Source organism: Planctomycetaceae bacterium, assembly GCA_041398785.1.
GTDB lineage: Bacteria > Planctomycetota > Planctomycetia > Planctomycetales > Planctomycetaceae > JAWKUA01.
Window position 1 is genome coordinate 168501 of record JAWKUA010000007.1, and the last position, 12591, is coordinate 181091.

Annotated in this window: 11 protein-coding genes; 5 read left to right on the forward strand and 6 right to left on the reverse strand. The window is 59.3% G+C overall.

The annotated features are described in order from the left end of the window. Nucleotides 1–308: 308 nt before the first annotated feature. The 4 genes from R3C19_10495 to R3C19_10510 all read left to right on the forward strand — a co-directional run bounded on the left by R3C19_10495 (nucleotide 309) and on the right by R3C19_10510 (nucleotide 5446). Complete coding sequence (locus tag R3C19_10495) at nucleotides 309–515, forward strand: hypothetical protein (GenBank protein MEZ6060782.1); 207 nt, start codon at nucleotides 309–311, stop codon at nucleotides 513–515. A 414-nt stretch (nucleotides 516–929) separates the two neighbouring features. Next, entirely contained in the window at nucleotides 930–1979 is a 1050-nt protein-coding gene (locus tag R3C19_10500) for a thioredoxin-disulfide reductase (protein ID MEZ6060783.1), read from the forward strand. Nucleotides 1980–2235: 256 nt separating this feature from the next. Continuing rightward, nucleotides 2236–4050 carry a 30S ribosomal protein S1 gene (locus tag R3C19_10505; protein ID MEZ6060784.1) on the forward strand — a complete coding sequence of 605 codons (1815 nt, stop codon included), beginning with the start codon at nucleotides 2236–2238 and terminating at the stop codon, nucleotides 4048–4050. A gap of 334 nt (nucleotides 4051–4384) precedes the next feature. Further along, the gene (locus R3C19_10510) at nucleotides 4385–5446 is read left to right on the forward strand and encodes an ABC transporter substrate-binding protein (protein MEZ6060785.1); all 1062 of its coding nucleotides are present in this window, start codon (nucleotides 4385–4387) and stop codon (nucleotides 5444–5446) included. A 508-nt stretch (nucleotides 5447–5954) separates the two neighbouring features. Here the strand turns inward: R3C19_10510 and R3C19_10515 are convergent. From R3C19_10515 to R3C19_10540, 6 genes are all read right to left on the reverse strand, one after another. Then, the gene (locus R3C19_10515; protein MEZ6060786.1) at nucleotides 5955–7301 is read right to left on the reverse strand and encodes a response regulator; all 1347 of its coding nucleotides are present in this window, start codon (nucleotides 7299–7301) and stop codon (nucleotides 5955–5957) included. Nucleotides 7302–7437: 136 nt separating this feature from the next. After that, nucleotides 7438–8700, reverse strand: a complete 1263-nt coding sequence (locus tag R3C19_10520) for an HDOD domain-containing protein (protein MEZ6060787.1) — start codon at nucleotides 8698–8700, stop codon at nucleotides 7438–7440. After that, nucleotides 8688–9485, reverse strand: coding sequence for a response regulator (locus R3C19_10525; protein MEZ6060788.1), 798 nt, complete (start codon nucleotides 9483–9485; stop codon nucleotides 8688–8690). The genes R3C19_10520 and R3C19_10525 overlap by 13 nt, the downstream gene beginning before the upstream one ends. Nucleotides 9486–9556: 71 nt before the next feature. Then, nucleotides 9557–10558 carry an ATP-binding protein gene (locus R3C19_10530; protein MEZ6060789.1) on the reverse strand — a complete coding sequence of 334 codons (1002 nt, stop codon included), beginning with the start codon at nucleotides 10556–10558 and terminating at the stop codon, nucleotides 9557–9559. Beyond that, nucleotides 10545–11099 carry a heme NO-binding domain-containing protein gene (locus tag R3C19_10535; GenBank protein MEZ6060790.1) on the reverse strand — a complete coding sequence of 185 codons (555 nt, stop codon included), beginning with the start codon at nucleotides 11097–11099 and terminating at the stop codon, nucleotides 10545–10547. Before R3C19_10535 ends, R3C19_10530 begins: the two co-directional genes overlap by 14 nt. 27 nt (nucleotides 11100–11126) lie before the next feature. After that, nucleotides 11127–11723 (reverse strand): response regulator, encoded by a 597-nt coding sequence (locus R3C19_10540; GenBank protein ID MEZ6060791.1) that lies wholly within the window; start codon nucleotides 11721–11723, stop codon nucleotides 11127–11129. 289 nt (nucleotides 11724–12012) lie between these two features. Between R3C19_10540 and R3C19_10545 the strand changes: the two genes are divergently transcribed. Then, nucleotides 12013–12570 (forward strand): response regulator, encoded by a 558-nt coding sequence (locus R3C19_10545; protein MEZ6060792.1) that lies wholly within the window; start codon nucleotides 12013–12015, stop codon nucleotides 12568–12570. Nucleotides 12571–12591: the final 21 nt, after the last annotated feature.

Sequence of the window (12591 nt, forward strand, 5' to 3'; positions counted from 1 at the left end):
TAATTCTGACCGACAAATGCCGTCAACGCCGGTCACCTGCGGCGGAATCGCGTAACCTGTATTCCGCCAAGCATTTGTGGCTGAACGGCAATCCTGCGAAATCCTCAGTCACTCCGCGGCGGCATGGCGGACTTCGCAGGAATCGCGCAAAATCCGTCCGCGCCGGCGTAGAATCACGATTTCCTGGAGTGAACAGCGACTGTCGAGAATCGTCGGTCGGCGACGAATCCCAGTAAGATGGTGTGCCGGCAGCGACGTTTCCCGGCTGCCAGGTTCACTGACTGCCACGTTCCCACGGAGTCACCGCGATGGTCTGCACGCATCTGAAGGATCTCTACCAGTTGTGCGAAACGCACGATCTCAGACTCGGCGGTTCTGACTTGATTCGCATCATTTGCCGACAGTGCGAACAGGAAGAAACCTGCCCGTCGGTCCTGATGGAAGAGTACGATTCCCGGCATTCGGAGGAAGACGGAAACTCCGCGAATGCTGACGCGCCGGCACACCGGGACTGAATGCCACTCCGCCGGCGTCGGCGACCGGATCGCCTCGTTTGTCTGCAACCGACGGCCAGGGGAATCCGCTGACATGGACTCTGCCGACGTCACGGATATGCCGGAAAAAGGTTCATCGGGAACTGCGGCGTGTTGCCGGTTCGTTGTTCGACCCATCGATTTATGCCTGACAAAACACTACCGCCCTGCGGCTGGCGGGTAGATTCTCATCTGCCGCACGCCTTAGCGTCCGAAACGCCCGACGCGTCCTGGTCCGCAGTTGACGTCCCTCCGGAAGAAGCCGTGTTTGAATCGGCACAGCCAATTCTCCCCGGAGCACCCGAGTTTGGCGATCACGGAACCGTTGTTCCACTGACGGCACTACGCTAAGGTTCGCCGCGTTTCATCGACAGCACCAGACGTTCGGACAGATGCATGACAGAGCGAATCACGATCATTGGTTCCGGCCCGGCCGGATGGACAGCGGCGATCTATTCCGGCCGCGCGAATCTCGAGCCGCTGGTCTTCGAGGGCGCTTTTAACGAAGACAATCGCCTGAAGGGAACGCTGCCGCTCGGGCAGTTGGCACTGACAACCGAAGTCGAGAATTTCCCGGGATTCCCGGCGGGCGACATGACCGCCTACCTGGACAGCTCCATCGACGAAAGCAAGCGAAAGTACATGGCTCCGCACGCGAAGGAAGGCGTGTCCGGGCCGGAACTGATGGAGTTGATGAGGCAGCAGGCCACAAACTTCGGAGCACGAATCGTCACCGACGATATCGCCGAAGTGGACTTTTCAACCCGGCCGTTCCGGCTGAAGAGTCTGGGTGGTGAAGAGTTCGAATCGCACGCGGTCATCGTCGCCACGGGGGCTCGCGCGAACTACCTGGGCCTGGAATCCGAAGAGCGATTCAAGAACATGGGAGTCTCCGCCTGCGCCGTCTGCGACGGTGCGCTGCCTCGGTTTCGCGGAAAGCCGCTGGTTGTCGTCGGCGGCGGCGACAGTGCCATGGAAGAAGCCACGTTTCTGACAAAGTACGCGTCGAAGGTCTACATCGTGCATCGCCGCGATGCGTTCCGAGCCAGCAAGATCATGGCCGACCGTGCTCTGGCAAGTGAAAAGATCGAAGTGAAATGGAATTCTGTTGTGGATGAAGTGCTCGGCACCGACGAAGCCGGCGTCACCGGCGTTCGCATTCGCAGCGCTTCCGGAGATGCGACGGAGGAACTGCAGGCGACCGGCTACTTCGCCGCCATCGGGCATACTCCGAATACGGATTTCCTGAAGGGCCAGCTAAAGATGAACAGCAAGGGCTATCTTGTCTGGACCGTTCCATTCCGCACGAACACCAGTGTGGAAGGCGTTTTCGCGGCCGGCGACGTCGCCGACGACTACTACAAGCAGGCCATCACGGCGGCCGGAACCGGCTGCATGGCGGCGCTGGATGCCGAACGCTGGCTGGCCGCTCAGGGCGTGGAATAGCCGCTCCTCCAGGCACTGCTGTGACCCGCGTTTTCCGGCCATTGCCACAGGAATTGCCCGGTGTGTGCCTTTTGTCCGCACGCATGCTCAACTGGACTTTTTCGCGGGTCGCCGATATAACGCCGCGTCCTGAACTGGTGACTCCCCCTTCGTGCGAATGGCAGCGTGTCGTTCCTGGTCCCGGTCGTGGCCCTTTTTACGCTCGTTCTGAGTCGGCACCGTGTGGCTCAGGCGGCAGTTTCAGGTGGTTTCAATAATGGTTGATCGTAACCTTCTCCGTGAGTTTTCCGTAGACGAACAGGAACTTGATTCACTTTTCCCGACCGACGATTCCGGCTTTCTTGACGAAGCCGCGATGTACGAAACGGAAGCCCAGACCTACGACATCAACGAAATCATGATGGGCACGATCGTCAAAGTTGACGACGAAGAAGTCATGGTGGACATCGGGTACAAGAGTGAAGGCGTTGTTCAGCGGGACGAATGGGAACCAGGTGACGAGCAGCCGAAACCCGGCCAGAAAATCGAAGTGCTGCTGGAGGAATTCGAGGATTCCATCGGCCTGATCGTCCTGTCGAAGCGGAAAGCGGACCGCGTCCGGGAATGGGAAAAGGTCATCTCCACGCACAACGAAGGCGACGTTGTCAAAGGCCCCGTCGTGCGCAAGATCAAGGGCGGCCTGCTGGTGAATATCGGCGTCAACGTGTTTCTGCCGGCCAGCCAGGTGGACGTGCGGCGACCGTCTGACATCGCGGACTACATCGGTCAGGACATCGAATGCATGATCCTGAAGATCGACGAACAGCGGCGCAATATCGTCGTGTCGCGACGCCGTCTGATCGAAGAAGCCCGCGAAAAGATGAAGAAGGAGCTTCTGGAAAAAATCAACATCGGCGACCTGCGCAAGGGGACGGTCAAGAACATCGCCGACTTTGGTGCGTTTGTCGATCTGGGCGGCATCGACGGTCTGCTGCACATCACCGACATGAGCTGGGGACGCATCAATCACCCCACGGAAATGGTGAAGATCGACGACGAAATCGAAGTCATGATTCTGAACATCGACTACGACAAGGAAAAGATCGCTCTGGGTCTGAAACAAAAGAGCGCCAGTCCCTGGGAAAACATCAGCGAAAAGTACCCCGTTGGCACTCGCATCACCGGCGAAGTGGTCAACGTCCTGTCCTATGGTGCCTTCGTCAAGCTGGAAGACGGCATCGAAGGGCTCGTCCACATCAGCGAAATGTCGTGGACGCGCCGCGTCAATCATCCCAGCGAACTGGTCAGCATCGGCGACGAAGTCGAAGTCATGGTGCTGGGCATCAATGAGGACAAGCAGGAAATCTCGCTGGGAATGAAGCAGACCCAGGCCAATCCCTGGGACAATGTTTCCGAAAAGTACCCGGTGGGAGCAAAGGTCAAAGGCACCGTCCGCAACCTCACCAACTACGGCGCTTTTGTGGAACTGGAAGAAGGTGTCGACGGACTGCTGCACATCAGCGACATGTCGTGGACCCGAAAGATCTCCCACTCCAACGAAATGCTGAAGAAGGGCGACGAGGTCGAATGCCAGATTCTGTCCGTCGATGAAGACCGGCGCCGAATCGCGCTGGGTCTGAAGCAACTGGACAACGATCCCTGGGAAACGACCATTCCCGAAAAGTACGCTCCCGGAAAAACCGTCACCGGGAAGGTCACCAAGATCACCAACTTCGGCGTGTTCGTCGAGCTGGAAACCGAACTGGAAGGCCTGCTGCACGTTTCCGAACTTGCCGACCACAAAGTCGAACATCCGGAAAGCATGGTAAACGTCGGCGACATGCTGGAAGTCCGCATCCTGCGAGTCGACACTGCGGATCGAAAGATCGGCCTGAGCTGTCGTTCTGATGAGGAAATCAAGGAAGCCGCCGCGGCCGAAGCCGCCGGTGAAACAGAAGCCGCCGCACCAAGGCAGCGGGAAGAACTCAAGGGTGGCACCGGTTCCGGAGCCGGCCCGCTGTTCAGTATGTCCACGCCTGGTTCTGACACCGACGCCGATAGTTCGGAACAGTCCGATGAGGATTCCGAATAAGGCCTGCGGCAGATGAGAATATACCCTCCCGACCGCGGGAGGGTCGGGGATGATCGGCGTTTAGCCGATCAATCGAGGGGAGGGTCGGCCGCGCAACGGGAGTGCCCTGTGCCCAGCCCTCCCCGCGATCGAACGCCTGAACGGCATTCGATCGGCGACCCTCCCGTTCAAACGGGAGGGTAAAGCAGTTGCCGCTCTGCACTGGTAAACTCTTATCTGCCGATCGCCTAATATGGGCCGGGAAGCCGGTACTGACTGCTGAGTTTTCGATGACAGGCGGTTGTTGAATCCCATCCGATTCAACAACCGCTTTTTTGTTACGGGTTCTGACTCTGTGTCTCCCATTCGCCAGATCTCTCAACTCCGGATCTTCGGCATTATGTCCTGCTATTCCGATTTCCCCGAACGACGTATTCCGTTCTCTGCTTTCCTTCTGCTGACAACGCTGCTGTTCGCCACGGGATGCGACCAGAAAAGTCCGTCGGCGAATTCGCAGGACGGCACGCGGCAGACGACGCTCGCGCTGAACTGGTACCCGGAAGCGGAACACGGCGGATTTGTCGCGGCCGATGGACTGGGATTGTTCCAGGACCGAAAACTGGCCGTCGAAATCATTCCCGGCGGCTCCACGGCGCCGAACCTGGTGATTCAGGAACTTGCCGCCGGCCGCATTGAATTCGCCGTGTCCACGGCCGACCAGGTTGTCACCGCGCGCGGACGAGGCGTTCCGATCGTTGCCGTGCTGGCTCCGATTCAACAGACACCGCGCTGCATCATGGTTCATGAATCGTCCGGGATTTCATCGCTGCAGGAACTGAAGAACGTCGAGCTGGCGATCAGTGAAGCGCGACCCTTCGCATTGTGGATGAAAAAACAGCTTCCGCTGACCGGTGTGACCATGATTCCCTACAACGGACTGGTCGGCGAATTCCTGCTCAAGCCGGACTTCGCTCAGCAGGGTTACGTGTTCAGCGAACCGTTCGTTGCACGAGAAAAGGGCGGGGATCCCAAAGTTCTGATGTTGTCGGAAATCGGCTTCAACCCGTATGCCAGCCTGCTGGTGACCACCGAAGACGTAATCAATGCGAAGCCGGAACTGGTCCGCGATCTGGTCATCGCCTGTCAGCAGGGCTGGCAGCAGTATCTGGAATCTCCCGAAGCGACGAACCAGCGTCTGAATTTGGAGAACAAAGAGATTTCGATCGAAGCCCTGCAATACGCCGTCGATTCGCTGCGGCCGCTTTGCCGGACGGCCGATGGTGAGGTCTTCGGCAGCATGACCACAGAACGCTGGCAGCAACTGGTCGAACAAATCGAAGCCGTGCAGGTTGTCGAAGCGGGCAGCGTGAAGGCAGCAGACTGTTTCACGAATCGATTCCTGGAATCTGCTCCGTGAGCGCAGGTCGCGCCGCCCGCCGCCCGCGCCGCTCGCCGGTAGTGCCGCTCGCCGGTAGTGCCGCTCGCCGGTAGTGCCGCTCGCCGGAAGTGCCGATCTACCACGAACACCTCATTTGCGTGCTACCGCCGGGCGGTGACGGGATTACCGAACTGCGAACTGGAATCCTGCGAACGTTGCACGACCGCCATCCGGTGCAACGAATGCTCTGGGCAACGTGTCCTGCTGTGTGGCACGGGCTGTGCCAGTGGTTGCCGCAGCGCCGACGCACCGGCTCAGCCAGCGCCACACAATTCCTCAATTCCCTGCTGGCCAGGCACGCCTGGTCTGTCGGGCGTCATGGCAGAGTGCAGGTGTGCGTTCGAACGTTTGGGAGGGTGAGACTCCCGCCAGGCCGCTGCCGCAACGGATGTCCTGTGGCACAAGCGGCTCGACGGGAGCCTCACCCTCCCGAATCGCGCCGATTGACAGCGCCCGTTCAATCCATCACTACTCGGCTGACACAGCACTACACCATTCCCGAAACCAGCGTGCCGACGGTTGCCGATCTGTTTCGCACATTGGTTTCCTGGTCCGCAGGCTGAATTGTTCGGTACACTTTGACACCGCATTTCAGTGACAGCGCCGTCATCGATTTCAGGCGACGGAGACTCTCGTTGGACAGTTCCGTATCGCGGCTCAGCAGCAGCGCACCGGAATCGGTCAGAAGATCCTGTGCGAGCACCATGCCGGGGACCAGGTCGTCCGCATTGACTTCCAGAACACGTTCCAGTTCGCATCCGGCGGATTCGGAATCGCCAACACACCTGGCCAGAACCGCAACGATCGTCGGGTCGTACCATTCCGGCGCGCGGCGCTTTACGTCGGCGATGACACTGGTAACCGTGCGGTCCCTGTAGGTGACCTTTTCGTTCAGTTGTTTATCGAACGCGTCCGCCACGGCGATGATTCTGGCGCCCAGCGGAATGGTGTTGCCGCTGAGCCGGTCCGGGTAGCCGGTTCCGTCAAAGCGTTCGTGGTGATGACGGACAAAAGCCGCGGCGTCATCCAGAAACGGAATTGCCTTCACGATGGCTTCGCCGTCAGTGGCGTGTCGCTGCAGAGTGGCCAGTTCTTCTTTGGAAAGCTGGTTGCGCGGTTTTCTCAGCACGGCCCCCGGCAGATGAAGTTTGCCGATGTCATGGAACAGCGCGGCGGCTTCCAGTTGGCGAAGTTCGTCGTCACACAGCGACAGTTCGCGGCCGATTCGAAGCGAAAGATCGGCGACGCGGCGTGAGTGATTTCCGATGGTGGAACTGCTGATTTCGACAAGCTGAGCCAGCACGTTCAGTGCGCCTTTCAGCGTCTGATCCAGCCGTCCGCTGAGTTCGATGACCTGCGAGGTGCGTTCGGCGACGCGACGTTCCAGCCCTTCATTCAACTCGCGAAGCTGTTCGTTCTGCGCTTCGGACAGCACGTGCAGCCGCCGGTTTTCTTCAATCAAAGCAAACTGGGCCACGGCGTGCGAGATTGTCGAACGGAGCTGTTCGTCGTCCCACGGCTTCATCAGAAACCGATACACGGCGCCGCGGTTGATGGCGTCGACCGCGGCGGACATGTCGGCGTAACCTGTCAGAATGATTCGCACGGCATCGGGCTGGATGCGGCGGATCTGTTCCAGCAGGTCTGTGCCTTCCATGCCCGGCATTCGCTGATCGGAAACCACAACCGCGAATTCGTGTTCCTTCGCTAGTTCCAGAGCCTCACCGGCGGTCGTCGTGATGAAGACTTCGCTGTCCGTGTTCCGCAGGACGCGTTTGCACGCTCGTACGATGTTCGGTTCGTCGTCGACGAAAAGAATCTTCGGAATCCACATGGCCGGTCTCCTCGATGTCCGTGGTTTCCCGGTTCGAAACATCCGAACTCGGGACGCGATGCGGAAGCATTCCGCGCCGCTGACAGTTGACGAGGGGCGACTGCTGAAGAATCGTCCGTGATTCGATGATGGTGAATTATCGTTCCGCCGGAACCGTTTTCAGAATCGGACTGACACCGGAGATGTGTTCGTCAAAGCCGTTGTGGTAACCGTTGTCGCAGCCGGTGTTGTGCTGGAGTTTTCCTGATGCGGGCCGGGCCGGATCCGCAACCGGTGTTGCTGCCGGTCTGAGCGCCGGTCCGGTCGTGAACAGAAACGCACGGTGCAGCGCGGCGATATTCAGAGCCGTCACGCCGCCGGCGTCGCTCAGGCAGGTCGACAGAGAAATGTGGCGCAACTCCGATGCAGGCCGTGCTTCATCGAGTGTACCGGTTTCCGAAATCACAAGATCCGCATCGGCCGCGTCATCGCGATTCAGCGGTGTGTGTCCGCACGCCAGAGCCACCAGCCTGACAGCTTCGCGCACGTCCGGATCACTGACATCGATCACAACACTGTCACAGCGCTGCGAATTTTCGTTCAGCACCGGAGGCTGCATCGACTGCGACACGACCAGCCGGCGCAGAAGTTCGGCCCGATTCTGCCTGCTGAACAGTCGCGCCAGTTCCGCAGCGGACACGAACACTTCTCCGCTGGCGCGAGGAGCGACCAGTCGCGCCAGAACGTTGCCGTTCGCGACTGCCGAAGCCACAGACTGTACGCTGTCGTCGCAGTGGTGGTTCTCCACGATCACTCGCAGCGTCTGCGGAAGGTTCCAGGTTCGGCACAGCACGCCTCCCGCGCGAGCGTGGTCGATGCCAAACAGTTGCTGTTCCAGCAGTTGTAGAGGCACGCTGGTGGCGGAATGTTCTTCCAGCACACTGCGGTACCCTTCCGGGAACATCGACGCCAGCACAAGTTTTCCCATGTCGTGCAGCAGCCCGCCGGTAAACGCGAAATCAGCGTCCAGCGTTCCGTTGTGTTCCGCCAGAGTTCGCGCGGCGATCGCGGTCTGCAGACAATGTTGCCAGACATCGATGCCGCATTCCGTGCGCGGATCTTCGCTGTTCAGAACTTCCACAATGCCGGCGCCCAGCACCAGACTGTACACCGTGCGCGATCCGAGAATCACGACCGCTCGCGAGACAGTTTCGATGCGACCGTTCATTCCATAGAAGGGTGTGTTGGCGACTTTCAGCACCCTGGCGGCCAGCGCTGCGTCGGTGTTGATGACACGAGCGATCTCCGCGACGCTGCTGGTCGGGTCGCTCGACAGCTGCATCACCTGCACGTGCGTTTCAGGCAGCGCGGGAAGCCCCCGGATCATTTCCAGAACGCTGGTCATGTTCAGACTGCGCATGGCACGGCCTCCAGTAGTACCAGGCTGCCCCGTACGGAGCCGCCCTGACGAAGTGTGATGACAGTCGCTGCGAATTCTGTGTCGCCGATGCGGACGGTTTCCGATTCCGTTCCGTCCGCGACATCTCGCAGTGAACGGCGGATGGTTCTCGCCAGTTCCGGAGGGAAAACCTCATCGATCTCGTAGCCCACGGGAGACTCCAGCAGTTCGTCCGCCTGTCGGTTGGACAAAGCAACGATACTGTCGCGACTGACACCGATCAGCGGTTGCGGCAGTACCTGAACAATTTCCTGAGCCATCTGAAGCGACCGCGTGCGCTCTTCAATCAATGCCTGCTGGCGTTCCGAAAGGCTGCGAAGTTCCGCGTTGCGCTGAGCCAGTTCCTCCGTCAACTCCCGATGGCGAACGATCATCGAATGCTGTTCCAGGCAGACCTTCAGGTTCGCGCGCAGGTCGTCGTCGTTCCACGGCTTTGCCAGAAACCGGAAGATGTGCCCCTTGTTGATGGCTTCGACAATCGACGCCGCGTCCGCGTAACCGGACAGCACGACTCGCACGGTTTCCGGCGACCGCACGGCAACTTCCGACAGCAGCTCAGTTCCCGTCATGCCGGGCATGCGAAAGTCGGACACGATCAGGTGAACTTCTTCGGAGTTCAGAATTTCCAGAGCGGCCGGACCGCTTTCCGCAGTCAGCAGCCGAAACGGTTCCCGGCGCAGCAGTCGCTTCAGAGCTTTCAGAACGTTGACTTCGTCGTCGACGCACAGAACGGTCTTTTGATTCATTGGCGTTGATGGCTCCCGGTTGGGCGTCAGGCGGAATTCGATTCGCTGAAAGACGGCAAATGTCGGCGGCTTCAGTTGTGACCGCCGGTTTCACTGCCGTCGATCGGCAGCCGGACGGTAAACGTGGTTCCCTGACCAACAGTGCTGTCGACGCAAATCGTCCCGCGATGCTTTTGCACAATTCCGTACGAAACCGACAGCCCCAGGCCGGTTCCCTGGCCGACTGGTTTGGTGGTGAAGAAGGGGTCGAACAGTTGGTTAAGGTGCTCCTGAGCAATCCCTCGCCCGGTGTCTGAAATCCTGACCAGCACTTCTCTTTCGGTGGCTTCGGTGGCGATCGTAATCACGCCGCTGTCTTCAATCGCCTGCGCGGCGTTCACCAGCAGATTCAGGAACACCTGATTCAATTCACCGGCAAAGCAGCGAATCTTCGGCAGATCGCCGTAATTCTTTTCGACGCGGCATTTGTATTTCAGTTCGTTCCAGACAATCTTCAGAGTCGCGTCGATGCCGTCATTCACGTCCGCCAGTTGTTCTTCGGCATTGTCCAGATGAACAAAGCTTTTCAGGTTCTGCACGATCTCCCGCACACGAACCAGCCCGTCCAGCGATTCCTGCAGCAGGTCCGTTGTGTCGTCCAGAATGTCGTCGACATCTTCACGTCTTCGCAGTTCGTCGATCTGATCCGCCAGCCGCAGCGCAGCAGTCGCGTCGCTGTTTCGAACGGCGGTGACCAGTTCCGAAGACAGGGAAATCAGACTCGAAAAAACGTCGACATAGTCGGTCAGAGTCTGGACGTTGCTGGTGACGAACCCGATGGGATTGTTGATCTCATGGGCCACTCCGGCCGCCAACTGGCCGACCGACGCCATCTTTTCGGAATGGACAAGCTGTCCCTGCGTCTGCTTCAGCGAATTGTATTGTTCGCGAACTTCTTCGCGGGCCAGATACAGTTCGCGGGCCTTGTCTTCCAGAAGCTGCTCGGCGATGCGGCGAGCCTTCCGTTCTCGTTCCACGGTGCGCATCAGCACGCCGGGATCAATCTGCGCTGGCAGGATTTCAGTCACGGTCATGGCGGCCTCCGAATGTCAGTTCAAAGCGGCAATGGTCGTCGCCGCGGTGAGTACACTTTGTCTGCGAGTGCTGAATCGGTTCGCCGAACCACGCGGCGGCTCCGTTGATCAGTCCTTCTGCCAGAGCACACAGTTGTCGTTCCGAACGGTAGATCATCACCAGCCGGTCGGCGGACGGTTCCTCGTATTCGAATCGCGGCAGCAGCGCGTCGGGAAACAGCTTCTTGACTTCCACGTGAATAATGCCGTCGACGGATTTCAGCAGTTCGCGTGCGGAGATGCCGTCGGGAAAAAAGGACGGGTACTGCTGAGCGAATCCGGTGAACATGAATTCGCCGAATGCCCGCACCAGATCCTCCGCCGCGATCCCGGAATGCTGTGACAGCGCCGCGACCAGATTCAGAATCGCCTGATCCGGATAACTGGCGGCCGCGGTAAACACGCCGTCCTGACCGGTGCTTTCCAGCAGCGAATCCCAGACTTCCATGCCGAATTTCTGTTCCACAAGTTCGTTCAGCAGCGTAAACGCAATGCCCTTCATGACGCGTGCCCCTTTCGTTACGAAGCGTCAGGCACATTCCACGGCGCGTGCGGAATTGTGCGAGTCCACCAGGTGATTCACGATTTCAATCAGTTCCGCATTGTCGAAGGGCTTCGGCAGTACGGCGTCGGCACCATCTTCCAGTGCCCGCTCCAGTCTTCGGGAATCCAGCCCGGAGATCACCACAATCCGCACCTGTTCCAGGCCGGGTGTCTGTCGAATAAAGGACATCACGTCAAAGCCGCTCAGCCCCGGCATCTGCAGGTCCAGCGTGACTAATGCCGGAGCGAACGTGCCCAGCAGCGTGCCGGCGCGAAATCCGTCTTCCGCCGTTTTGACGTCATAGCCTTCATTCTTGAGCACCCGGCGGATGCTGCGAGCCATGTGTGCTTCGTCGTCAACAACCAGAATCCGCTTGCTGTTCGGCCGGAATTGTTCGGGGACCGGCATCTGGTGCGACGCCAGAAAATCCAGGAAGTCCTGAGTTCGAATCCGGTTGTCTCCGCGTCCCGGCAGCTTGTAAGCGGGCAGTGCTCCGCGTTCGATCCATCGCAGGACGGTTCGAAAGTTGACGTTGCACAACTTGGCCACTTCGCCACTGGTCAGCACGTTCCTGGCATTCATGTCATTCCCCTGATCGATTCGACGCTTCAGAACCTGCCGGGACAACCTCTCATTCTTCCCGGCCCGCCGCAGCGGAGAGTTCGCTGCCGCACACCTTCAACCTGGCTCACGGAACTTTCCTGTCAAATCCGATCTTCGTGGAATTTGTGACTGACGTGACTTTTCTGACTCACGTGACTGTTTGGTGGCCTACGTTTCTGTGTCAGCGATTCCCTCGCTGTCTGCGGCCGGCCCCGGCGGAATTCCGATTGTTCCGATTGTGCGTTCAATGAAAGGGGGACTACCGGACATGAATGATCTGCTACGAATCCTGTTCATCGATGACGACCCGGCATGGCTGAATGCTCTGCGACGCTCCACTCACCGCAGCAGGCCGGAATGGGAGCTGCGATTCGCGTCATCCGGCCAGCAGGCTCTGGAACTGATGGACCGCGAAGCCGTCGATGTTGTTGTGACGGATCTGAATATGCCCGGACTTCGAGGCGACGCGCTGCTGAGCCGCATTGCCGAAGACCACCCCGACACGCTGAGATTTATGCTGTCGGGAGCCGGCGACGGAGAACGCGAACTCGGCAGTCAGCGGCACGCGATGGAGTTCATTCCCAAAGGCATCTCCGCGAATGAACTGCTGTCTCGCGTGGAACGCGGTGTCGCTCTTCGCAGGTTCATGCGCAGCCGCGTCGTCGATCGCCTTGCGGAAACCGTCGGTCGACTCGGCGACGTGCCGGACTTCACAATGAAGATCGTCAGCCTGGCGGACCGCAGCGAAAGTGCAGGACGGTGCGTTGAAATCTCCTGCCCGGAACTCGGCCTGGAATTTCGCAGCCTGCTGCCGTGCCCCGCCTGAGTACCGCGGCGCAGCCGGACT